Source organism: Pedobacter zeaxanthinifaciens (assembly GCF_003313335.1).
Lineage (GTDB): Bacteria > Bacteroidota > Bacteroidia > Sphingobacteriales > Sphingobacteriaceae > Pedobacter > Pedobacter zeaxanthinifaciens.
Map to the genome: position 1 here is coordinate 165,548 of NZ_QMHP01000006.1, position 24,884 is coordinate 190,431.

Genomic DNA, 24,884 nt, shown 5'->3' on the forward strand with positions numbered 1-24,884 from the left:
AACATGAATCAGTTCAAATATATCCTAATGCTCATTGCCGGTGCCATTTTTCTTTCTTCTTGTGAAGAAGTAATTGACCTGAAACTGGATACAGCCTCTGAAAAATATGTGGTAGAGGCGCAGCTAACCAACCAAATTGGTGGTGCAAAGGTTTTAATTAGCAAAACCAAAAGCTATTCAAGCTCAAATGATTTTGTTGGCATTTCGGGCGCAGTGGTGGAGATAGAAAACCAACAAGGCGTTGTAACGCGGTTAAACGAGAGTAGCAATAAAGGAGTGTATACACATTTAACGCTTAATGGTATGCCCGGCCAAACCTATAGGTTAAAAATTGTGGTTAGCGGGCAAACTTTTACATCATCATGCGTAATGCCGGCCATAGTGCCTTTGGAGGACGTGTACCCATATGAATTGAATTTGTTTGATGGCCCTAGGTTATTTACTCAGGTGAAATATAAAGATCCGGCAGGAGTTAAAAATTTTTATAGGTTTATAGAGTATAAAAATGGCGTTTACACCAAGTCAATTATTGCAGCCAACGATGAATTTACCGATGGTAGGACGGTTAACCAAACCATATTTCCGTTTGAATTTACTGAAGAAAGCAAGCTGAAAAAGGGAGATAAAATTAAGCTCGAATTTTTAACAATTGATGAGCCTGTTTACAAATATTGGTTTAGTGTTGACAATGGAGCGCAGGGCGGCTCGGATAGTGCTGCGCCAGCCAATCCGGTGAGTAATATTAAAGGCGGTGCTATTGGTTATTTTAGCGCACACACTTTACAAACAAAAGAATATACAGTACAATAAGTTTCAACTTGATAAACATATTGATTATATTTATAGCCTTGTTGGTTTGTTATAAGTTTTAATGATATGACGTTAGTTCAATTGGAGTATATAGTTGCGGTAGATACCTATAGAAGCTTTGTAAGTGCTGCTGAAAAGTGTTTTGTTACGCAGCCTACCCTAAGCATGCAAATACAAAAGTTGGAAGAGTTTTTAAATGTCAAAATTTTTGATCGTAGCAAGCAACCAGTAACACCTACCGAAATTGGTGCGCAAATTATTGAACAAGCTCGTATTGTATTACAGGAAAGTAGTAAAATTAGAGAGATCATCAATAACCAGCAGCAGGACATTACAGGCGAGTTAAAAATTGGAATTATCCCAACCATAGCACCTTATTTGCTGCCCCAGGTTATTGCTGCAATGTTAAGTAAATATCCCGATTTAAAGCTGATGATATGGGAGTATACCACAGAAGATATCATCCATCATTTAAAAACTGGTGTTATTGACTGCGGTATTTTAGCCACACCCTTGGTTGATGCCAATATTAGCGAACATCCATTATATTACGAAAATTTTGTAGGCTACGTGAGTAAAAACAGTAAGTTGTACAAAAAGAAAACCATTGATGCAGAAGATTTTGAGGAAGAAAATATCTGGTTGCTAAACGAGGGGCATTGTATGCGTTCGCAAGTGCTTAACATTTGCCGCTCAACCAAAAACAACAAGTTACAAGCGCTTACCTACAACACCGGAAGTGTAGAAACACTAATTAGGATGGTGGATGTTAACGATGGAACAACCTTACTGCCCGAACTTTCGTTGCATGATTTGAACAACAAGCAGCTGAATAAAGTGCGCTATTTTAAATCGCCGGAGCCGGTTAGAGAAATTAGCTTGGTAACCCATAAAAGTTTCGTAAAAAAGAAAATGTTAAAGGGTTTGCAGGATGAAATTTTAGCCTTAATTCCTAAGGGGATGAAGAGCAAAAAGAAAAAAGATATCGTTGGTATTTAAATCGCTGTAATAAAACTCCACAAAAGCAATCTTATCCATAATATCACCCGTTTCGGGTGATGTGCCGAATAGTGCCAAAACTTTATTTTGTATGGGATGTTAGCTAAACTGGAATTTATTCTTGTCAGGATTATTTTTATTGCCTCCTTGATTTTTCCAAACTTATTGTGGGGGCAAAATTATAATTTCACAAATTTCAATTTAAAGGAAGGCTTACCGCAATCTCAAGTTAGCGTTATTTTTCAGGCAAAAGACCACACCTTATGGCTAGGAAGTTTTGGAGGTGTGAGTAATTTCGATGGAAGAAGTTTTAAGTCTTACAGCAAAGCGGATGGTTTACTATCTAACAATGTCAGCTCAATTACCGAAGATCAGCAAAGGCGCATTTGGGTTGGAAGCGAAAACGGAATTAACCTTATCGAAGATGGCAAGGTAAAATCGGTACTGCATGACAGGGACATTTACAACATACAACAAGCCACCGACGGAACCATGTGGGTTTTGGCCGAACGTGGCCTATACATGCTCAAAGGCAATCGCTTATTGCCTGCAAACTTGCCAGAATCGGGTATTGTAACCACGCTTAACAAAGATAAACAAGGACGGCTGTATGCTTACGTAAGGGGCGCAGGCTTGTTTGAGCTCGACAAAAAACAGTGGAAGTTATTTAAGGTTTTCCCTGCAGATTTGGCCAATGCCTACATCATAAAAGTACTTTTTGACGCAAAAGACCGAAATGTTTTTCACGTTGCCGCATTGCGCAAAGGGGTGTTTCTATATCATCAAGAAAAGTTAACTAGGGTTTTTAAAGATAACGCCATCGAAGCTTATTACGATATTACCAAAGATAACTATGGCAATATTTGGGTAGCAACACAAAGAGGTGCTTACTTGGTGAATCCGAAAGGAAATGCCATGCTGTTTGATGACGAAAACGGATTAAAAGCAACGAGGGCAAACGCAGTTTTTAATGATAATGAAGGCAATATTTGGGTGTCAAGTTTTGGCGACGGCATATTTAGATACGATGGTGATGCCTTTATTAAATACAGCAGATTTAACGGTCGAGATTTATCATATCCAATAAGCGGTTTGGTGGTTGATGAGAAAAATCAGTTGTGGATTTCTACTTTCAATAAGGGACTTTACCAATTTGATGGACTTAATTTAATTGGTCCGGAGAAAAAATTTACAGACAACAACATCTATTTCATCACAAAAGATCTCAACAGCCGATTATTGGTTTCTATACAAAATCAAGGATTGTGGAGGCGTGAGGGCGCAAACTTTGTACAAGTTCCTTTTACTTCTGGATCTAATATTAGCACCCTAGTGCACGACCAACAAGGGAATTTGTACTTGGGCGAAATTAATACCGTAACCTATTTAGGTGCAGATAAGATTGAGAAAATTGGTGGCTTTAAGGGCTGGGTTTCTTGCTTATTTGCTTTAGGAAAAGATAGCGTTCTACTGGGAACTTCATCAGGCGTTTATCTCATTAAAAATCAACAGTTAGATACCAAATTTAAAATTCAGGCGCTAAGCAGTGCATATATTTTAGGTATTTTAAAACATCGAAATAAAATCCTTTTTGCCACCTTGGGCGATGGACTAATTATCTATGACCTAAAACATAAAAAAACAGAACGCTATCATACAGCCCAAGGCCTAAATTCAAATGATATTTATAGTTTGGTTATGGATCAGAACCAAGTGCTATGGTTGGGCACTGGGCGGGGCATCAATAAGTTAAAGTTAAATAGTAGAACAGGCCGCTACCAAGTAATCCCAAGTAAAACACCAATTATTGAGTGCAACCAAAATGCGGCAGTAGCGTTTAACGGCGATATTTTATTGGGTTCTACTACTGGTGTAATTTTAGGAAAAACCTCGTTTTCAATTCAAAAAACAAAACCGCCGTATATCTCTTTCCAAAAAATTGATGTTTATGATAAATCGAGCAAAAGAGGCGATAGCACCATTAGTTTAATTGCACCTAAAAAGCAGCAAATTGTGCTTAGGCATACACAAAGCCGCATTGCCATTAGCTTTCGCGGTATATCATTGTCTAATCCGCAGTCGGTGGTTTACCATTATTGCTTAATTGGCGTTGATAGGGACTTTGGCAAGCCTGTGAAGGCACAGGAAGCGGAGTATTCAGCTTTATCGCCCGGCGAGTATACCTTCAAAGTGTATGCGGAAGTAAATGGCCTCCGTTCCGACATTAAAGAACTCAATTTCATCATTAAGCCACCTTTTTACGTTACCGTGTGGTTTAGGGTTTTAGTAGCGGTAATTTTCCTGCTGTTGGGTTGGGGATTGATTTTCTTGATGCTTAAAAGAAGGGAATTTCAAAGAAAGCAGAGACAAAAAATAAAAATGGAAGAGCAAGCTAAAATCAGGAAGCAAACGGCTGAAGATTTCCATGATGATATTGGCAATAAGCTGACCCGGATTAATGTGCTATCAGAAATTTTAGACAAGAAAATTGCACCAAACTCTGAACAAAAGGAGTTAGTAAGGTTAATTAAAGAAAACGCTGGATTATTGTATACTGGAACAAAAGATGTGTTGTGGGCTTTGGATCCGCAGAGCGATAATTTTTACGCTATTATGCAGCGCATTAGGGATTTTGGGCTTGATCTGTTTCAGAACACCACGGTAGGCTTTGAAATGGACGAGCTGCCGCAGGCCTACCAAAATTGGCAAATGAGCATGGAGCAAAATCGGAATTTAACCTTAATATTTAAGGAAGTGCTAAACAATGTGCTGAAACATGCTCAAGCTACCAAAGTGTGTATCAGGATATTTGAGGAAGAGAACCAAGCGGTGCAGGTAGAGGTGCAAGATAACGGGAAAGGATTTGATATGCTGGAAGCTACAGGTGGAAACGGCCTCAAGAATATTAGTAATCGTGTGAACCGGATCAATGCCAAACTCACAGTGCACACGCATCGGCAAGCGGGTACTCGAGTAGTAATTTCTGGAATTAAGCCTTTAAGATATAAACGAAAATGAACGACAATTTAAGGATTGTAATTATTGAAGATGATGAAGTATTGAGATTGGGCTATCAGCAGTTATTATTTGATATTGATGGCTTTTCGATAGTGAATACCTATGCTTCATTTGATTTGGCAAAATCGCAATTAAAAGCAGATGCGCCTCAAGTGATTTTGCTGGATATCAATATGCCTGGGACCAGCGGTATTGAAGCCATCCCCGAAATCAAAAAAACACTGCCCAATTGCTATGTTATTATTTTAACGGTTTTCGATTCGCCTGAAGTAGTTTTTGAAGCATTAAATATGGGTGCTGATGGCTACTTGACCAAAAATTCGAGTTCCGAAAAAATTGTAGAAGCCGTTAAAGATGTTTGCGGCGGCGGTGGTGTAATGAGCATCAACATCGCAAGAATTGTAATGAGTTCATTTCAAAAAAACCTTAACTCGCCACTTACGAAACGCGAAACGGAGATTTTAAAGCGCATTGCTGCTGGGCAAACCAAAATACAAATTGCAGAAGATTTATTTATCGATGAAAACACTGTGAGGAGTCACGTTAAAAATATCTATATCAAGCTTGATGTAAACTCTAAATCAGAAGCTATCAAGGCAGCAAAAAACAATAGGTTTATTTAGCAAGGGCGCTTTACAGTCGGCCTACAATTGGCATATCTTAATTTGTCCTGAAACTCCAAGGTCAAACTAGCTGTCTCTGTATCAAAATCTTATTTAGCGCCTATAAAAAGCCTAATTTTTATAATAAAATATGCTAAAATCACCCTTTTGGGGTGATAAATCGGGCTATTTCTGCAACTAATTTTACATCACACAAATTGAACGCAGAAATGACTGAGGTGATTACAAATAGTTTGCAGCTTAAAGCTGATGACCTGCAAAAAGCTTTGGCGCTTTTTAAGGAAAGGCTACACATGGAGGTAGATGAAATAGGATCTAAATCGGCAGTGGTAATTCAAGGGGGGGAAGCGCTCATCTATTTAACAGAAGAACGGAACGCAAAGCCAAGCACTGCCGTACAGCTTACAACCCCTGATTGTATAGCGCTTTACTGCCTGCTTAAATCAAAAGGAATTGTATTTGCACAGGCACCCACCTACATTAACGAGGGTATGGTTGCCGAGTTCTACGACGCTGCTGGTAATCAGTTTTTATTAATAGAACCTAGAAACTATAACGATTAGCGGCATGAGATACATTAAGGAGCTGAGCAATAGAAATAGAATTGTAAGCGAAAATACCTGTAAATCATTTTATAAACCGTCGGATAGCAGCCATTACACCATTAAGTTTGTGCTTTCTGGTGTAGAAAAGTGTATCATCAATAAGCGTGAAATCAGTATTTTTCCTGATAGTTTTGCGATGCTCAATACTGGTACAGACTACAATAGCGTAATTGATTCCATTACCCCTGTAAATACCATTTCTTTATCATTTGACACGAATTTTGTAAGCGATTTTAATGATGCACATCGTTTAACTGACAATGCGTTATTAGACGGTAAATCAAATCAATCGCCGCTATTTATTGAAACTTTGTATCCGTTTGTTGGAGATATCCACTACAACGTAATGAATTTAAAAAATCAGTTGGATAGAGGAGTAGATAATGAGATGTTGATGAATGAGTATCTTTATCATTGCCTGCTTAACTACTATGGGGTGTACCAAAAAGAGGTGGTGCAAAAGTTGAGCAAACTCAGTTTTACCAAAGCAAAAACCAAGGAAGAAATTTTAAAACGGTTGGCCGTAGCAAAGGATTACATCAACAGTAATTACGATAAAAATGTACTGCTAGAAGATATCTCTGCTTGTTGCTGTCTATCCGTAAATCATTTATTGCGCACCTTTAAAGAGGCATACGGCATTAGTCCATATCAGTATTTGATGCAGTTGCGCATTAGTAGGGCCAAGTATCTTTTAAAATCAACAGATTATCCCCTGAGCGAAATAGTTTGCCTAATCGGATTTGAAAATACAAGCTCATTTATCAGGCTGTTTAAGCAAACTACCAAAATGACCCCAGCTAAATTTAGGAAAGAACATTACGTATAACACGTAAACAAAAAGGTGTTTTGAGCATACTTTTAAAGATGTTGCAATTGTACCTTTGAAATAGGTAAAACGGACAAATTTTGTAGAAGGATTTAGCCGTTAGTTAATAATTAATTGAAAAAGCAAATGCCAGGATTGGATTTGCTTTTTTGTTTTTTAGGCTTGCCGCATCAAAAAGGTGGTTTTCGCACATTTTATGGCGGCCGCTTCACATTACTTTGTGTTAAACGACTCAGTGGCTCCTGTTTATTGGGTCAAAATTCTTATTAATTAACTAACCATTAAATTATGAAACAAAAATTACTATTAGTAGTGATTGCCGTTTTGTCTTATTTTGCCGCGTATTCGCAAAATAGAACAATAACGGGTAAAGTTGTAGATGCTGCGGATGGCTTGCCCTTGCCGGGAGTATCTATCAAAGCAAAGGGAAGTTCCCAATTTGCACAAACCACCAACCAAGGTACCTTTACCATCTCAGTACCTTCTGGCGTACAAAGTTTGGTTTTTAGCTTCGTGGGTTACACCGAACAAGAAGTTAAAGTTGCTGATAACATGAGCGTTAGGTTATCATCGGCTAGTAACGATTTAAGTGAGGTTGTAGTTGTGGCCTACGGAACAGTAAAGAAAGAAAATTTTACAGGTTCGGCTTCAGTAGTTAAATCGGATGTATTGGAAAACAGACCAATTACCTCTTTCGAAAAAGCATTGCAAGGTGCTGCTTCAGGGGTTCAGGTAACTAGCGTTTCTGGTCAGCCGGGTGCAACTTCAACAGTGCGTATCCGTGGTGTTGGGTCTTTCTCAGCATCAAGCAGTCCGCTTTACGTAGTGGATGGTATTGCGGTAACCAGCGGCGATTTAAGCTCTGTTGCTACCACTTCTGATGTGCTATCATCATTAAACCCTAACAACATTGAGTCGGTAACGGTATTGAAAGATGCTGCTGCTGCTGCAATTTATGGTTCAAGGGCAGCAAATGGTGTGGTGTTAATCACAACAAAACAAGGTAAAGCGGGCCAAACAAGGTTAAACTTGAGTACTTACACAGGTTTATCGCACCAAGCTGTGGAAAAACACGAAGTAATGGACGCAACACAGTACTACAAAACTTTTTGGGATGTTTATTATGCACAGCGTATTGCGGCAAGCTCGGCGCCAGCACAAGCTGCAACCGAAGCAAATGCCCTTACCAATTCTAAATTAGTGTTTAATCCTTACAACACCGCAAATCCTTACGGTGCAAACGGCGTGTTAAACAATGGCGCAGCGTTACTGTACGATACCAACTGGCGTGATGAAGTGCTACGTAGAGGCGTTACTCAAAACATTGATTTAGCTGCAAGCGGTGGTAATGAGAAAAGTAAATTTTTCGTATCTGGCGGATATTTTAACCAAAAAGGTATTGTAATCGCATCTGATTTTAACCGTTACTCAGGAAAATTCAACTGGAGTTCTGATGTAAGTAGCTTTTTAAAAGTGGGTATCAACAACACTTTAGCCTACACGCAGCAAAACACACCAGCTGGTGGCACCGGCTCTGCAAATCCAATTAACTTTGCGGATAAAACAGCTAACATTTATCCGTTATACCGCAGGGATGCAAACGGTAATTTAATTTACGATGCACAAGGTAACCCAGATTATAACTATGTTAACCCAGTTACACCTGATTTTAACCCCGTTGGTTTATCAAAATTAAACGAGTACAACACCAAAACCGCAAGGGTAATTACAAACCCTTATGCTGAGGTAAAATTCTTGAACAATTTTACTGCAAAAACTTCGGTAGCTGCCGATTATATCAACAACCGCGAACGCCAGTTTTATAACATGGAACACGGTGATGGTGTAAGTGTAAAAGGTAGAGGTTACAGACATACAAGAGAGGATATAACCTTAACTTTTATCAATACCTTAAACTACAACAAAAGCTTTGGCCAGCATAGCGTAAATGTGTTAGTTGGACAGGAAGCTTTTAGAAACAAGCAAGATTATATTTACACTCAAGCTACTGGTTTCGCTTTCCCAGGAACTAAAGAGTTAATTTCTGCATCAACACCAAATACATCAACTTCAAGCTTTACCGAAAAACGTTTCGCTTCTTATTTCTCTCGTTTAGAGTATAATTTCGATAGCAAATACTATGTTTCAGGTAGTTTAAGAAGAGATGGTTCTTCGGTATTTGGAACTAATAACAAGTACGGAACATTCTATTCTTTTGGTGGTGCTTGGCGTATTGGAAGAGAGAAGTTCTTATCTGATGTGAACTGGATCAACGAATTAAAATTAAGAGCTAGTTATGGTACATCAGGTAACGATAATATTGATAGATACGCTGCGCAAGGTTTGTACAGTTTAGGAAGAAACTACGAGGGACAATCGGGTATTGTGTATACGCAGTTGGCCAATCCAAACTTACGCTGGGAGCAAAGTGCTGCAACTGATGTGAGTTTAGAGTTTAGCTTGTTCAAAGGCAGATTTGGCGGTGAGGTTTCTTATTACAAAAGAGGTTCAAAAGGAATTTTATTTGGCCGCCAGTTAACTCGTTTAACCGGTTTTGATGACCTTACTACCAACCTTGCTTCCATGGATAACTACGGTGTTGAGGTGTTGTTAAATGGTACGCCGGTGAAAAATTCAAACTTCACTTGGGATGTATCTTTAAACATCACATCTAACAAAAATAAAATTAACCAAATGACTCAAAACGAAGTGATTGACGGCACCAAACGCTGGAAAGTTGGTGGTGATCGTTATCAGTGGTATTTGAGAGAGTATGCTGGTGTTGACCCTGCTGATGGACGCCCAATGTGGTACAAAGATGATGCTAGCGGCAGAATCACCACTAAAGATTGGTCGACAGCTACGCGTTACGATGGTTTAGGCTCGTCGCTTCCTAAGTTTACTGGAGGTCTTAACAATAACTTCAGGTATAAAGATTTTGACATGAGCATTTTAACTTACTTCTCTTTGGGAGGTAAAATATACGATGGCTTGTATCAAATGATTATGCACAGCGGTAGCCAGGTAGGTACACAATTATCAACCGATATGGATAGAAGCTGGAGAAAACCAGGAGATATCACCGATGTACCAAGGTTTGTAATCAACAATACCGATTTGGGTAACAATGAGTCATCAAGATTCTTGTACGATGGATCTTACATGCGTGTTAAAAACGTAAGCTTAGGTTATACCGTGAAAAATAGTTGGTTACAGTCGCTTAAACTACAAAATGTTAGGTTATACGTTTCTGCAGAGAACATTTTAACCTTCGCTAAGCATAAAGGAATGGATCCAGAAGTTGCCCTAACCGGACTAGCTAATTTTGATGTGCCAAATATCAAAACTTACACTTTTGGCCTTAACGTTGGATTTTAATTGACAAAAGATGAAACAGATAAATAAGATAAAAAATATAGCTTTTGCATTACTGGTATTAACCGGAGCAACAGCATGTAAGAAAGAGTTTTTGGAGGTGAGTCCTACGGCGCAAATTAATGCCAAAGAAGCTTTTTCTTCGCCAGCAAAAATACAGGCAGCAATGACCGGTATTTATGATTTGACTACCTTTTCAGGCTACACCAACAACATGATTTTGAGTGCCGATGTAAAAGGCAATGACGTAATGATTGTTAGTGGTGGCGCTAACTATAACCGTTTTGTAGCGCAATATCAGTTTACAGAAACGGTAAATAATAGTGATGTATTTACTTGGTGGCAGTACAGTTACAAAGTAATTTCTAATGCCAATCAGTTTGTGGAGTATATCCCTACGGCGCCAATTACAGATGCGCAAAAAACCGAATATTTGGCAGAGGCTAGGGCGTTGAGAGCCATTACTTACTTTTGGTTGGTGCGTTGGTTTTCTCAGCCTTATAGCGTAAATCCAAATGCATTAGGCGTGCCAATTCTAAGAAAACCGCTTGGGCCAGATGAAGTTTCTCCAACAAGAGGTACCGTAAAAGAAGTTTACGATTTTATCATTGAAGATTTGAAGTTTGCCGAAGCAAATTTACCTGCCCGTACCAATATTTACAGGGTTAATCCAGCTGCGGTACAAGGCTATTTGGCACGTGTTTATTTGAACATGGAAAACTGGTCGGAAGCAAGCAGATACGCAAAATTGGCCAGAGCAACCAGACCATTGAGTTCGGCTGCGGCTTTGTTAACGGGCTTCAACAACCCAACTTCAGAGTGGATTTACGGCATCAACGTTCGTACAGATGATAATCAGGGATTTTTGATGGTTTCGTCTTTTTATGATCCTTATGACGTGGGTTATTCTAGTTTTAGGGTAACTGATAATTTCTTTGATTCGTTTGCTACAAATGATGAGCGTAAAAAACAGTTTTTAGTTAAAAGCAGTCCAACTGCAGCAGCTAGTACAGGTGCGTATCGCAGAAGAGGCGAAGGCTGGCTAATCAACAAATTCGATTTTACAACTACCAACGCCAATAACCAAGTGTTAATGCGTTCATCCGAAATGTACCTGATCGAAGCAGAGGCAGAAGCCCGTCAAGGTGTAGCTAATGAACCTGCAGCAAAAGCGGCGCTATTAGCGATACAGCAACGTGCTGGCGTAGCAACTGTGGTATCGGCAAACACGGGTAATGCACTTATCGAAGAAATCCTTACTGAAAGAAATAAAGAGCTATTTGGCGAAGGTCATAAGTTTTTCGACTTGTTGCGTACAAAGAAAGGCGTTGATAGAACAGGTTCTACAGTGCACTGGAGAATTGTGAATTTCCCTTCGGGAGCTAACAGATTGGTGTCGCCAATTCCTCAAACGGAGTTAGATGCCAATCCGGTATTAAAACCACAGCAAAACCCAGGATACTAATTCTTCTAATTTTATAAGCTTTAAGAGGCTGTCTTAAAGGTTGGTTCTTGTTCAAATTCATTACTTATGATTTGGGCGCTAGCGGAGCAACTTTTGAGATAGCCTTTTTTGATTTTTCACAAATCTGTTACTCAGCACTATAGGTGTTTTTTGCATATCGTTTATTAAAGATTTGACCGAGCTTTAGGTTAATAAACATACAAAACGATGAAACAAAGAATTTTAGCGATGTTAATACTAGGTATCACCATCGCAAGTACGCTTAAAGCAAATGACAAACCTGACAACACTACCTACCAAAGTGTAGTAAAAGCCTACATGCAAAGCTATCTAAATAACGATTATAAAAAGTTCAAAAGTCTGCTTAGTGAAGATGCGCTCTTTTCATTTAATAGAGATGTAAGAGCAGTGAAGCATGATGCGGCAGCTATTATTGCCGAGATGAAAAAAAATGGCGGTGCAGTACAACAGAGCTGCGAAATTAGCTCCAAAGTGTTAACCGCAACTGATGGTATGGTAATGGCCGAAGTAAATGTAAACTACAAAGGATTTGATGGGAAGCACAAAAACTATTTGGTATTGGAACGTGATAAAAATGGAGACTGGAAAATCACCAATATTTATAGATTTTTTGTAAGCGGCACAGATAGTAACGGAGAAAAAGTTATTGTTTAGCCGATGCGGAGTTGCTAAAAAAGTTCAGCTTAACCGAACATATAATGGCAACTAAAAATGTTCCCAGTGTAATAAAATCTACTGTTGTATCAGGAATATTTAAGCCGGTAATGTTATCCAAATGATATTTCACAAACGAATTGGGCAAATTAGTTTCGCCCAATTTGCTTTTGATTTGCCACTGCCAATCTGTAACGGGGCAATAACCTATTCCATACCAAATTCCTAAAAAAAGCCAGCAAAACAGCGTAATGCCAACAATGTATAAATGAAGTTTACGTGTTTTAGGCCAAATCCAAAGTAAAAGGTTGGCACCAATAATAAGCAGGTGTATGATAGTGAAAAGATAATCTAGCAGCGATAGGCTCACAGCTGGCCTGCTTTTACTGATTTTAATCCCTCAATGCCTACTATTTTTTCTTCCTCTTCTCCCTTTTTAGCTTTTTTCTTCTTTTTAGGATCGATACCTGCCAAGCGCTCTTCTACCACTTTGTCGTATTCAATTACTTGCTCCGGCTTTAATACGGCTTTAATGCTTTTATTGGTTTCGTTATTTAAACGATAAAGCTTAGTTACTTCTTCATCATTATAGCCTGTAGCTTGTTGTTTTTTCATCAACGTTACCTGCTCTTTAGCGAAGTTATAGGCATAGTTGTAAATAACGCTTTTTTGGGTAGAACTCAATTTCAACCTAGTTTCAAGTTCATCTACATTTTTTTTGGCCAGTTCTTCCGGAGTAGGCATTTTGTTGGCTTGTGCGAAAGCCATTGTAGTCATTATTGTAAGTAGGAAAAGCGCTGATAAAAACTTTTTCATTATAAATCTCTTTTAAAACTGCAATTTAATAAAATTTAAGGCAAGAGAAAAATGTAGCGTCTATTTCAAAGGGTGCGGCCTATTGAATTTTGCGAGAATGGGAATTAATCACAAAAAAAATCCCGCTCATTTAATGAACGGGATTTGTATCGAAGTGCCATTTTACTGGCGCATAAATTATTTCTTGATATACATTACTTCTTTAACCGCTTTAACAACTTTTTCAGCGTTTGGTAAGCTGGCAGCAATTAAAGTAGGTGCATACGGAAGCGGCACATCAGCACAAGTAACGCGAATTACAGGAGCATCTAAATGATCAAATGCGTTTTTCTGTACGTTAAATGCAATTTCTGAAGAGATAGAAGCCAATGGCCAAGCCTCTTCAACCACTACTAAGCGGTTTGTTTTCTTAACAGAGTTGATGATTGTAGCATAATCAATTGGACGTACGGTACGTAAATCAATTACCTCGGCGTTGATACCTTCTTTAGTAAGCTCCTCAATAGCGGGGTTAACCACACGAGTTAACATTTTACCAAAAGTAACGATGGTTACATCAGTACCTTCTTTAACTACATTGGCTTTACCTAGCTCTAAGTAATATTCTTCAGCTGGTACATCTCCTTTATCGCCGTACATTACTTCCGATTCCATGAAAATTACAGGATCTGGATCTAATATAGCTTGTTTAAGTAAACCTTTTGCATCATAAGGCGTAGCCGGAACTACCACTTTTAAACCTGGGCAGTTAGCATACCAGTTTTCAAAGTTTTGTGAGTGTTGTGCTGCTAATTGACCAGCATTACCAGTTGGGCCACGGAAAACAATTGGAACTGAGAATTGACCACCACTCATTGACAACATTTTGGCTGCCGAGTTAATGATTTGATCAATAGCCACCAACGAGAAGTTGAACGTCATGAACTCGATAATTGGTTTTAAACCGTTCATAGCTGCTCCAATTCCAATACCTGCAAAACCAAGCTCGGCAATTGGCGTGTCAATAATGCGTTTATCACCAAACTCGTCTAACATACCCTGACTAACCTTATAGGCTCCGTTATATTGCGCAACCTCTTCGCCCATCATGAAAATGTTCTCATCTTTGCGCATTTCTTCGCTCAATGCTTCGCGTAATGCTTCTCTGAATTGGATTTCTCTCATTGTTTTGTTGAAAATTAACGTCGCAAATATAATTATTAGTTTATTGCTTTGCAAAGGTTCAAAAAGCTCGTAATTGTAATATTATATTTGGCTTTTTGGCAGTAGAAAATGTTTTGAATGAGCACTTTTGCCAAATGAAAATCTGAAATATGCTTAGTGGCGTTTCGAGATGTCTTCTCCAAAATGAATAATGTTTCCATTGTTATCCAAAATAGAAAATTGGCGCATGCCCCAAGGTTTGCTTTCTAGTTTTCCGTTTGGATGAATCAGTGCTTTGGCCTGATACTCGGCATAAAGTAAATCAACTTCCGTTACGTTTACATAACAGCCCGTGTTTTTTGGCACATCTTCATCGCTGGTTGGCCATAAGTGAATTTGAATTTCATCTCTACTGAAAATAAGGTATCCATCCCAGTTATTGTGGAAGGTGAAGCCCATTTGTTGAGTGTAAAACTGTATGGTTTCCTCGGCATTCAGCGAGGCGAGGATGGGTACTGCGGTTTGTAGCATATTATAAATTTTCTAAGTCATCTCGGTATTTGGTCCGTCCGGCAGCTTTTGTTGTCTATTATTATTTCTTGAAGAAGCGGAAAATGAAGTTCTTTCCGTTCGTGGAAGATTCTGTTCTGGGTAATTTAACGTTATGCCATTTAGGTAATTTGTAATTTTTAAGCGTTCTTGCCATGTAAGCATTTTTATAAAACTCAGCATAAGATTTTGCTGCCTGTTCTACTGTTTGAGCTTCAAACGTTGTTCTACCTAAACTATACATACACGAATATAGTGGTTATTGGATACGATTTTTAATGTAATATTCAGAGTCTAAGTCTTCACCTTGAAAAGTCATCTCTTTTTTTACAAGTCGGTCAAACTGATAATTATTTCTCCGTAGAATTTTTCTAGAGTTATCATTCCTAGGATCTATTTTCGCTTCTATAGCTTGCAGGTTAATTTGCTCAAAGCCGAACCTCTCCACTTCCAAAATGGCCTCCGGTACATATCCTTTCCCCCAATAATCAGGATGTAACATATAGCCTATTTCGGCCTTATTTTGTTCAAGGTAGAAATTTACATAGCCCATAATGCCAAATATCTCTGCTGGCTCGTTAATATCTGCAATTGCCCAATTAATAGATTTGCCGTCGTTGATGCCATCCGTAAGCATTTTCACTACAGCGAGGGCATCTTCCACGGTGTTAGCTCTTGGTCTTGGAATGTAACGCATGGCTTCTTCATTACCCCTAATTCGCATTACCAATTTAGCGTCGGTTGGCATTACTTGCCTTAGAAGCAAACGTTTTGTTTTTAATTCTGGAAATGGATTAAAGTTCAAATTCAACATAACGCAATTTAGGATTTTAGTTTAGTTTTAATTCGAAGTAAAGATGTTAGCGAAATTTTAATCTTGGTCGATTTGAAATCCGTATCTCGCTGTAAATTCATTCCATTCATTTTCAAAAGATTTCTTGGCATGATGTTGCTCCTGATTTTTAATATAGGCAACCACCTTAGGCACAATTGATTCGCTTACGGAAATGGCAAAATAATCATCTTGCCATACGAAATGCTGCTTTGTAAGTTGGTTTTTGTTAATCCAAAAAGCGGACTCTCCCTTGATAAGCTGTGCGATTTTGGCAATGGTTTGGTCTCTACCTAACACAATTAGGCAATGCATATGGTCGGTATAACCATTAATTGATTGTAGGTAAATAGATTTTTCTTTACAGTTTTGGATAATGTGTCTCTGGATTTTATACCTAATGTCCGTAGATAGTAAAGGAGCCCTGTGCTTGGTTGCAAATACTAGATGCACCCAAATTCTGGTGTATGACATAGTTTTTCATTTGGTGTAAACAAGATAGCAAAATGTTATTATTCATCAACAATTTAACCCCAAAAAATGGCTAAAGCCATTTGAATGCAATCATCATTGCCGTCAGCTAAAGCCGACGGCAATGAAAATCTAATCATCCAATTCATTTGCCGCTGGCTTTGCGCAAAGAAATATCGTCGAAAGATATTATTCATTGCTGTTGGCTTTAGCTAATTATCTACATTAAATCTTCCAATTCATTTGCCGCTGGCTTGGCGCAAAGAAATATCATCGAAATATATTTATTCATTGCTGTTGGCTAAAGCCGACGGCAATGAAAATCTAATCGTCTAATTCATTTGCCGCTGACTTGGTGCAAAGAGATATCTCAAAGAATATATTTATTCATTGCTGTTGGCTAAAGCTGACTGCAATGAAAATCTAATCGTCTAATTCATTTGCCGCTGGCTTGGTGCAAAGAGATATCGTCGAAAGATATTATTCATTGCTGTTGGCTTCAGCCAACAGATAAAAATATTATGCTAGGCATTAAATAGAGTTTTGTAAATAGAATAGGTATAATTGTCTGGTTGTTGGCTAGCTCTAAAAGGCACATTGAGGTCAAATAGCTCAGCTATCTTGATCTGCAGTTCTGCTAAAAACAAAGGTTTAGTTTCTGCCAAATAGGATTCCGAAAGGGTAGATTTTCTAGAACGAAAATAAACATTGCCATCGGCCATTGTTTTAACAACAAACAAGTTAGGTTCAACGCCTGTTTTTCCCGACTGCCTTTCGTAGGCATAGGTGTAAATCAAGGTCTGTATCAGGGCTTTGTTAATATGCTTCCCATCGGTATTAAACAGCTTGTCGATATCCGAAAATGTAAGTTTATCGCTGCCGGTTTTGTAATCGATAATACGAGTAACGCCATTTTTTTCATCCACCCTATCAATAAAACCAAATAATTTTACCCGTTCCATCTTCCCGTTCAACTCAAATTCTAGCTCAGTACTAATCTTTTCTTCCAAGCTTATAATTCTGAAAGGCGCATCAGTTTCATCTCTGTTCAAAATAATATCTACATAAGCCTCTACAATGGCAAGTATTACTTTCTGCATTCCCGAATACTCCAAAGTGCTTTCTTCTTTGTTGGTCATCACAAAATTGAAGGCCTTTGTAATTAGTGTTTGCACCTGTTTCCTTTTGATTTTGATGAGATCCGCCGTTACCTCTTTGTTAATTTCAGTTTCGTAGAAGTATTCCATCACTTTGTGTAAAATGGAACCAATTTGATTGGCTTCAATTACCGCGGTTACCTCTTCTGGCTCCTTAATTTCAGCAATATATCGGAAAAAGAAATCGATGGGATTGGCGATGTACATCGTTAATGCCGAAGGAGATAAAACCCGCTCGCCAGTTAAGTAGCGTTGTAATGCCCTTTGTACGTCGGGATGTGTTTTATCAACTGCAAACGGCTCCTTAAACTCGGTAGCAACAGGTAAATCTAGGGTTTTGTAGTTGAACTCAAAAGAACTTTCATATTCCAATTGCCTTAAAATTCTGCTCACTTCGCCCGAGTTATTTTCATCGGTAAGATTGTTATAGACAAAATTGATATTTTTAGCTCTTTGCAATAGACGATACACCATGTATGAAGAAATGGCATCAAGGTTTTCTAACACTGGCAGCCCATAAGCTCTGCGGATATTATCAGGAATAAAACTATTTCCAATAGAAGTTTTCGGGATAATTCCTTCGTTAAAGCCTAGGAAAACTACCGTGTCGAAGTTCAAGTTTCGGCTTTCCAATAAGCCCATTAGTTGTACGCCTTTTAATGGATCTCCACTTAAAGGAACGGAAACCCCTTGTAACGATTTCTGTATCAGTTGTACCACAAAGCGAAACTCTTCCTGCGCTAAAAATCCTTTCAACGTATCGTTAAGCCTAGTTAACTCTTCAATGGTTTTCACGAATAAATCAGCATCAATTTTTTTGAGTGATTTTTGTGTAGATAAACGCGAAAGCAAGTAGCGCATCACCTTTAATAGTTCATTTACTAATTCGGCGGGGTTGCTAACTTTATGATAAAACTGTGCTAAAATTCCGCCCTGCTTATGTAGGCGTGGCAAATCAATGCTGATCACATTATCCTTAAGCAGCGCCTCCTGAATATTTGTTTTGAGTTTGGAACTTAGTCCGGTGAGCGGATGGGTTACAAAAGCCTCTAAACTTTGGTAGCTGATTGCCTCATTATCCCTAAGCTCAAGTTGCGTGTTAAGCCACAAATCGGCCAAACCAAACACTGTAGAACTAGCCAAAGCAAAACCCATTGTTACGTTTACTTCTATGTCATCGTTAATGGTTTGCAACGCTGGCATTAGCAAACTTTCATCCGCTAGGATAACGGCGGTGTTTCCTATCTCCTCGGTATTATCGTTTTTTGTAATAACTTGATTTAAGATTTTGGCTTGTGCACTTTGACCCTGCACTTTGTAAACGTTTACCACATGCTTTTCGGCTTTAAAGCTATTATAGTGATGTTCAAACACGTTTTTTAGCCCTAGTTGATTTAGATTTTTACGTAAAAACAAACCAGCCTCTTGCAATTCGTCTTCTACGTAATAATCGTCAGTATCAAAGTAAAAAAGCGCCTTGCCTGCCTCTTGCAGTTGCGTAAAAACCTTTGCCTCGGCACGTGTTAAAGCATTGAAGCCCACAAATACAATCTTTCCTTTATTGAAATTCTTGATGAAATCTAAATTAGCTAAGTCTGTATTTGCCAAATGGCGATATACCTGTCCATTGGTGATATAGTTTTGAGAACGCAACTCTTCATGAAATTGATGATACAGTTGTGGCATCCTCCGCCACATTTTAATGAATAGTTCTTGTTGTTTTTTATGTTTGCCTTGGCTGTACGACTGCCAAAACTGTGCTAAAAAATCATATTGTTCTTTAGAAAGATAATCGAACTCCAAGTTGATTTGCGCAATGTCTTCCATTTCTTTGTAAAGCTGATCGGCATTAACCAAATCATTGTCAATCTGCGCAAAATCGCTGAGCATAATTTTTGCCAGCGGGAAAAACTGACTGCTTTTCATTGCCGGTAAACCTTCCTTAGCCAACAGCTGATTGTATATTTTTAGCAGCGTAAAAAACTGCAAATAAAAATCGGCAACCCTTTCTTTCAAACTACCTGCAAAAAACTCTTGTATGGTATATATTGCCGGACTAAAAAAAGGCTTTTGAATAATGTCCGCTAAGTATTTTCGTAAGTAGGTGGCAGGGCGGTTATTGTTAAAAACGACAGCGCAATGCTGTAAATCGTCTCCAAATCTGGCAATTAAATCTTGGGCAACTTCTTTTAAAAACGGGTGCATAACTTTTCTCTCCTGTCATTCTGAGCATAGCGAAGAATCTATCTTTCTTTTATCATCGGAATAACGAAAATGTATATTAAATTTCTTTCAACTCCTGCGTTACTGCATAAAACAAATAACATTCTACTTTAGAAAAGCCCATTTGCGTTAACAAGCTTTTATAGTTCAAAATTTGCTCGATGTGTTGGTCGGTTTGTTCAAGTGTGAACTTATAATCAATAATAGCCATACCATTACGATGCATCACAATTCTATCCGGTCGGTGCAATTTGCCGCTGGCATCTACAATGTTTTTTTCAATGATATTATCGGTAGATTCCGCTAGCAAAGCTTTCAATTCCGGATGATTGAGCACCTCCATCACACTCTGCTTTATTTCATCAAGTTCACTTTCGGCAATACTGCCGTTGGTCAGCATTTCAAACAAACAATCTTCCACTTCAGCTTGAGTGGTGGCATTCGCTAAAACCTCATGTTTAATGGAGCCTAAGCGCCCCGATTGCTCAATGTTAAGCGCATGTTGCAGGTGGCGTTCTTGTGGGGCCACATACAGCGCCGATAAACGATTGGTAGTCGGGTAGGCATCCAATTCAAATCGGTTGTTTTCCGATGGCTTGGTTTCTTCTACTACATCATCAACCAGCTCATACCTATTACTTGTACTAAAACCATCCTCTTCGGAAGCATTTAATGTAGTAACTACTTGGGCTAACGCATCCCCTACAGAGGTAATTACAGCGGCATCTTTCTTTTCCATCACCGATAGATAAAGGTAATCCTTTGCCCTAGTGGTAGCCACATAAAGCATGTTTAAGGCATCCAAATTGCTATCCAAAACTTCCTTGTAGTATGCCTTAGCAACAGTGGAATTGCTGAGTTCTTCCGCAAATTTTAATGGGATACCACCTAGCTCTTTATACACCGTATCAGCGGCTGATACCCAAAAAATTGAATTGGCTTTTGTTTTTAATTCCCAATTACAGAAAGGCACAAAAACAGCCCTAAACGCTAATCCTTTTGATTTGTGAATGGTAATTACCTGCACCGCATCGGCCTCATCTGGCGATGGGAGTGATTTTTTTACGCCGTCCTCATCCCACCAGGAAAGGAAATTAACGATGCCTTTTTCGCCTAAACGCGTAGCATTAGCAATCAAATCTCTGAACGCTAATAAGTAGGGAATATGTTGCTTTTTATCGGCAATGCCGTAAGCTTCAATTAAATTTTCAACAAGCTCAATTAAAGGGAGCTGCATCCAGTTTTGCCAATTTTCGCAAAGCGATTTAGGCAATAAGCTGTTAAGGCTGCCCAATGATTTTCCTGTTAAACTTAAATAGGCATTGGGCTGAATTTCTTTTTGATGTAGGCGATGGAAAAGCGCAATGCAATTGGCTTTATAAAGCGCTGTTTGCGTATCTATCCCAACTAAAACCTTCAAGGTGTTGATGATCAATTGCACCGCAGTATTGTTGGCTATCATCAGCGCTTCGCCTGATAAAACGGGAATGTTTTGCTCCATTAACCTGGTAACGCAAAGCATTGCTTCGAAATTGGATCGAACCAAAATGGCGATATCTTTTGCTTGATAGGAACTTTCAGCTTTTAAGCGTTTGATTTCCTCAATAACATCTTGAAGGGCAATTTCTCTATATACCGTTTCCGTAAATCTATCGATATCCTCATTAGCATCGGCTTTGCCAAAACGCTTTACTTTTATAGTGCCGCCCGGCTTGGTAAATGGTGATAGCTTTTGTTTGGCATTGCCGTAAACCGAAGTTACAATGTCGCTGTAACCATTTTCATCCCACCACTCCAGCAGCTCATCTGATTTTTCAGTAACATTGGTGTTTAGCTGATTTTGCACCAATAGCGGCAAGGATTGATACAGGTAGTTGTTAAAATTGATGATATTCTCGGTACTACGGTAATTTTCTTCTAGGTTATCATCAATTACGAAATGAGCGCCAATTTCCTGCTTTGCCTGCTTATGAAGAATATTCCAATCGCCATTGCGCCAACGATAAATGGATTGTTTGGTGTCGCCTACAATTAAATTATCAATATGTTTTTGACTTGGCGATGCCATTGCATTGGACAAAATGGAGCGGAAACTTTTCCATTGATTAACGGAAGTGTCCTGAAACTCATCAAATAGAAAATTGCGGTACTTGTTGCCTACTTTCTCCCAAATAAACGACGGATTATCGCCAGCATCGTCTGTAATTCCGGTGATTAACTTCTGTGCATCGCTGATGAGCAGGTTGTCGTTTTCATTCCGGTAATCGCTCAGCAGCACGGCAACTTCTTGCATTAAACGCAAGTAATACAGGTTTTTATTAAAAGCTACAGATAGGCTGTAGTTGGCTAAATTTTGCGCATGAAAAGCTTTGATTTCTTTCAGCTTCGCGTTTAGTTCATCGTAAAACGAAGATAGTTCAACACCTTTTTGGAACCATTCTGCCGGCTCGTCTATCAGTTTAAAAACGGCATCCAATTTGGAGAAATCACCTTGTGAAAGATGCTGTATTTTTAACAGTCCGTTTCTGGATTTTCCTTTTAGCTGATCTGCGGTAATTTGGTGGTTCTCGAAAGTTTGCCAAGCTGCGGCGCCTAGCTCCTTCAATCTATCCTGAAAATAGTTGATTTGGGCTTTAGTAACACCGATGTAGTTTTTGAAAAGCTCATCTAAACTTGCTAAACCCAATGCATTTATTGCGGTCTCAAAAATCTCATAGCTGTCTTTGAAAACCTCATTAATTAAGTTGCTAAGCTCGGTTTTGTAGTTCCAACTTTTGTTTTCGCCAATGCGTTCTAAGGCTAAATCTATAATCCATTGCAGCAGTTGCTGGTTATGGTTTAAGCTATCGTCCAGTTTTTGCACCAGTTCATCTTTCACCTTGTCGTAATTCATCTCCAAGGTATAATCGGCGTTTAGGCCAAGCTCAAACGCAAAGCCACGAATTACCTTTTGTACAAAACCGTCGATGGTGCTAACCGCGAACCTGCTGTAGTCGTGTAGTATTTTCCGGTAAACCTTATCGGCTTTCAGCTTTAGGTCTTCTGTATTTAAATCAGGATGTGCAGCCAGCACAATTTTCCGGTAGTCGTCAATTTTTTTGGATGAATCGCCAGTGGCAAAGCCTTTTAAAACCTCAAGTATTCGGGTTTTCATTTCCTCGGTAGCCTTGTTGGTAAATGTTACCGCCAATATTTCTCGGTACTTGTTTTCGCCGCTGAAAAGCAAGCTCAAATAATGCGCTGCCAAATTAAAGGTTTTGCCTGATCCCGCCGATGCTTGTAATATTTTAAGAGGTTTTATCGCCATTTTAAGTTTCATGTAAAGACGCCGTCTTTTTCTCCGTTCAGAAAAAAATGTGTTGGACCGTCAATTCCCCTCTCGTAGAGGGGTGGTCGAAGACCGGGGTGTCTATAAGTTCACGCCATAATTTTCGACAATAAAATGTTCTAATCCAATCGACACAAAATCCATATTTTTAAGCACATCTACAACTCTAATTCGATAAACTTTTAATCCTAAAGATATTAGATATGTTTCTCTTCGCTCATCGTAATCTCCATCGAAATCATGACTGGCACCATCTATTTCTATAACCAGGCTGAGTTGTCGTACATAAAAATCAACTATGTAATTTCCAATTATTCGTTGTCTGTCGAAATCCAAACCATAAAATTTACCTTTAGATACTCGCGTCCAAAATAGGACTTCTGGAAGGTTTGACGAATAACGAAGGTTTTTGGCTCTTTCTTTTAATTTTGGATTGTAGGGCAGTGCAGATTTGTAGGATTGACTTATTGGGATACCGTTTATTGTAATTGATTTCATAAGATAGCTTTAGTTAAAGCTAACTATTTTCTAAATCTTTTAAACACCCCGCCCGTTGGGCACCCCTCTACGAGAGGGGAATTGCAAGTAGCAGAACAGCAAATCCCATAAATACTTAGAATGCTTTCTGCTGATCTTCCTTGCGCCACTCTGCCCAGGAATTTGGTGTTTCGTATAAGCGTACTGCCTGTAAAATAAAGCCAATCTCATCAAAAACACGTTGCAGTGTGAATCTTATTTGCATCAATAAATTTTCGCAAGTAGGCTGAAATGAAACGAAATGCACTTTTTCAGAAATGGCATAACAGCCTGCTCTTAAGGAGGCCGGCACAGCTTCGTTAAGCACTAAAGCATGGTCAAATTTGTTAATGACGTTTTCAGTTATGATTTTGTTGAGGCTGCCAAAATCTATCAACATACCACATTTGGTGTTTTGAGGATCCTGATTAGCGTATCCTCCCACTGTAACCTGTAGGCGGTAAGTATGTCCGTGGATATTTTTACAGGGCCCATCGTAATTAAAAAGCGCATGGGCCATATCAAACTTAAACTCTTTGGTAACCCTGATAAACTGATTTTGCATTGGACTAAGTTAGCCTATGCCAAAGCGGTTGAAAATGATTTCCGTCAGTTAGAAAAGTTATTTAGCGCAAACTATTTGTCCTTCGGTTGATCCTTCTTTTTTGATTTGATTATCGCTTTTTTGCTGATGCGCTCTGGGCGTTTTTCGATAGCTATTTTGTAGCCCAATAAATCCCTAATTGCTACCGATGCACAAACACCACCAAAGGCAGCGGGCAAGTAAGAAATTGTTCCGTAAGCTGATCTTTTAAAGTTCGATCCGTCAGTCATAATTAACGATTCTTTCATCACTTCTTCGATAGAAAACACGGCCTTTATGGTACTTGCGTTACCTAATTTTTTCAAGCGCTTGCGCACGTATTGTGCAAAAACACATTGGTAGGTATCAGTGAGGTAGGTGGTACGTAATTTAGTTGGATCTAATTTTCCACCAGCTCCCATTGAGCTTACAATAGGAAGGTTAAATTGTAAAGCAGTGGAAAGCAAGGTTACCTTTGGCGTAATACTGTCGATACAATCCATCACATAATCAAACTTGGTTGCCAAAATTTCCCTGCATTTTTGAGGGGTTAAAAAATCTTGTACCACGTGCAATTTTAATTCCGGATTGATGGCCAATAAACGTTCCTGCATAATTTGTGCTTTGCTAACGCCGTGGTTGGTAGCCAGTGCCGGCAATTGTCGGTTCCTATTACTCGGGTCAACAACATCACCGTCTACAATAGTCATTTCGCCCACGCCGCTACGACAAATAAACTCGGCCGCAAAAGAGCCCACGCCACCTAAGCCAACAACTAAAACATGCTTTTGCTGCAATAAATCAATTCCCTCGTTTCCCACCAATAGCGCCGAACGCGATAACCAAGCTAAATCAGACATCTTAAAA

Annotated in this window: 21 protein-coding genes; 9 read left to right on the forward strand and 12 right to left on the reverse strand. The window is 38.9% G+C overall.

The genetic code is table 11. The features are described 5' to 3' along the window. The first annotated feature begins 3 nt into the window (after nucleotides 1-3). From DUT68_RS11040 to DUT68_RS11080, 9 genes are all read left to right on the forward strand, one after another. A complete protein-coding gene (locus DUT68_RS11040; RefSeq protein WP_113638257.1) occupies nucleotides 4-810 on the forward strand; it encodes a DUF4249 domain-containing protein in 807 nt (268 codons plus the stop codon). A gap of 66 nt (nucleotides 811-876) precedes the next feature. Further along, a complete protein-coding gene (locus DUT68_RS11045) occupies nucleotides 877-1,809 on the forward strand; it encodes a hydrogen peroxide-inducible genes activator (protein WP_113638258.1) in 933 nt (310 codons plus the stop codon). 96 nt (nucleotides 1,810-1,905) lie between these two features. Continuing rightward, on the forward strand, nucleotides 1,906-4,827 hold the full coding sequence (locus DUT68_RS11050) for a ligand-binding sensor domain-containing protein (protein WP_113638259.1): 2,922 nt from the start codon (nucleotides 1,906-1,908) through the stop codon (nucleotides 4,825-4,827). Further along, nucleotides 4,824-5,450, forward strand: a complete 627-nt coding sequence (locus DUT68_RS11055) for a response regulator (protein ID WP_113638260.1) — start codon at nucleotides 4,824-4,826, stop codon at nucleotides 5,448-5,450. The genes DUT68_RS11050 and DUT68_RS11055 overlap by 4 nt, the downstream gene beginning before the upstream one ends. Nucleotides 5,451-5,659: 209 nt before the next feature. Beyond that, complete coding sequence (locus DUT68_RS11060) at nucleotides 5,660-6,013, forward strand: VOC family protein (RefSeq protein WP_113638261.1); 354 nt, start codon at nucleotides 5,660-5,662, stop codon at nucleotides 6,011-6,013. A 4-nt stretch (nucleotides 6,014-6,017) separates the two neighbouring features. Further along, entirely contained in the window at nucleotides 6,018-6,884 is an 867-nt protein-coding gene (locus DUT68_RS11065) for a helix-turn-helix domain-containing protein (protein WP_113638262.1), read from the forward strand. Between the two features lie 288 nt (nucleotides 6,885-7,172). Continuing rightward, the gene (locus tag DUT68_RS11070; RefSeq protein WP_113638263.1) at nucleotides 7,173-10,262 is read left to right on the forward strand and encodes a SusC/RagA family TonB-linked outer membrane protein; all 3,090 of its coding nucleotides are present in this window, start codon (nucleotides 7,173-7,175) and stop codon (nucleotides 10,260-10,262) included. Nucleotides 10,263-10,272: 10 nt separating this feature from the next. Beyond that, complete coding sequence (locus tag DUT68_RS11075) at nucleotides 10,273-11,724, forward strand: RagB/SusD family nutrient uptake outer membrane protein (RefSeq protein ID WP_113638264.1); 1,452 nt, start codon at nucleotides 10,273-10,275, stop codon at nucleotides 11,722-11,724. Between the two features lie 207 nt (nucleotides 11,725-11,931). Beyond that, complete coding sequence (locus DUT68_RS11080) at nucleotides 11,932-12,399, forward strand: nuclear transport factor 2 family protein (RefSeq protein ID WP_113638265.1); 468 nt, start codon at nucleotides 11,932-11,934, stop codon at nucleotides 12,397-12,399. On the opposite strand, the gene DUT68_RS11085 is transcribed toward DUT68_RS11080, so the two are convergent. The 12 genes from DUT68_RS11085 to DUT68_RS11140 all read right to left on the reverse strand — a co-directional run bounded on the left by DUT68_RS11085 (nucleotide 12,389) and on the right by DUT68_RS11140 (nucleotide 24,877). Beyond that, the gene (locus tag DUT68_RS11085; RefSeq protein WP_113638266.1) at nucleotides 12,389-12,769 is read right to left on the reverse strand and encodes a DUF2784 domain-containing protein; all 381 of its coding nucleotides are present in this window, start codon (nucleotides 12,767-12,769) and stop codon (nucleotides 12,389-12,391) included. The genes DUT68_RS11080 and DUT68_RS11085 overlap by 11 nt on opposite strands. Then, a complete protein-coding gene (locus DUT68_RS11090; protein ID WP_113638267.1) occupies nucleotides 12,766-13,215 on the reverse strand; it encodes a hypothetical protein in 450 nt (149 codons plus the stop codon). The genes DUT68_RS11085 and DUT68_RS11090 overlap by 4 nt, the downstream gene beginning before the upstream one ends. A 177-nt stretch (nucleotides 13,216-13,392) precedes the next feature. Further along, nucleotides 13,393-14,379, reverse strand: coding sequence for a pyruvate dehydrogenase complex E1 component subunit beta (locus DUT68_RS11095; protein WP_113638268.1), 987 nt, complete (start codon nucleotides 14,377-14,379; stop codon nucleotides 13,393-13,395). 153 nt (nucleotides 14,380-14,532) lie between these two features. Further along, on the reverse strand, nucleotides 14,533-14,889 hold the full coding sequence (locus DUT68_RS11100; protein WP_113638269.1) for a bleomycin resistance protein: 357 nt from the start codon (nucleotides 14,887-14,889) through the stop codon (nucleotides 14,533-14,535). Between the two features lie 61 nt (nucleotides 14,890-14,950). Then, nucleotides 14,951-15,151: a hypothetical protein gene (locus tag DUT68_RS11105; RefSeq protein ID WP_113638270.1), complete on the reverse strand. Its 201-nt coding sequence runs from the start codon at nucleotides 15,149-15,151 to the stop codon at nucleotides 14,951-14,953. A 15-nt stretch (nucleotides 15,152-15,166) separates the two neighbouring features. Further along, nucleotides 15,167-15,721 (reverse strand): GNAT family N-acetyltransferase, encoded by a 555-nt coding sequence (locus DUT68_RS11110; protein WP_113638271.1) that lies wholly within the window; start codon nucleotides 15,719-15,721, stop codon nucleotides 15,167-15,169. Between the two features lie 57 nt (nucleotides 15,722-15,778). Then, nucleotides 15,779-16,213, reverse strand: a complete 435-nt coding sequence (gene tnpA, locus DUT68_RS11115) for an IS200/IS605 family transposase (RefSeq protein WP_113638272.1) — start codon at nucleotides 16,211-16,213, stop codon at nucleotides 15,779-15,781. Between the two features lie 521 nt (nucleotides 16,214-16,734). Then, a complete protein-coding gene (locus tag DUT68_RS11120) occupies nucleotides 16,735-19,572 on the reverse strand; it encodes a PD-(D/E)XK nuclease family protein (protein ID WP_113638273.1) in 2,838 nt (945 codons plus the stop codon). A 76-nt stretch (nucleotides 19,573-19,648) separates the two neighbouring features. Then, complete coding sequence (locus DUT68_RS11125; RefSeq protein WP_113638274.1) at nucleotides 19,649-22,897, reverse strand: UvrD-helicase domain-containing protein; 3,249 nt, start codon at nucleotides 22,895-22,897, stop codon at nucleotides 19,649-19,651. Nucleotides 22,898-22,999: 102 nt separating this feature from the next. Beyond that, nucleotides 23,000-23,416 (reverse strand): endonuclease domain-containing protein, encoded by a 417-nt coding sequence (locus DUT68_RS11130; RefSeq protein WP_113638275.1) that lies wholly within the window; start codon nucleotides 23,414-23,416, stop codon nucleotides 23,000-23,002. A 115-nt stretch (nucleotides 23,417-23,531) separates the two neighbouring features. Further along, nucleotides 23,532-23,999, reverse strand: a complete 468-nt coding sequence (locus DUT68_RS11135) for a 6-pyruvoyl trahydropterin synthase family protein (RefSeq protein ID WP_113638276.1) — start codon at nucleotides 23,997-23,999, stop codon at nucleotides 23,532-23,534. A 71-nt stretch (nucleotides 24,000-24,070) separates the two neighbouring features. After that, entirely contained in the window at nucleotides 24,071-24,877 is an 807-nt protein-coding gene (locus tag DUT68_RS11140) for a tRNA threonylcarbamoyladenosine dehydratase (RefSeq protein WP_113638277.1), read from the reverse strand. Nucleotides 24,878-24,884: the final 7 nt, after the last annotated feature.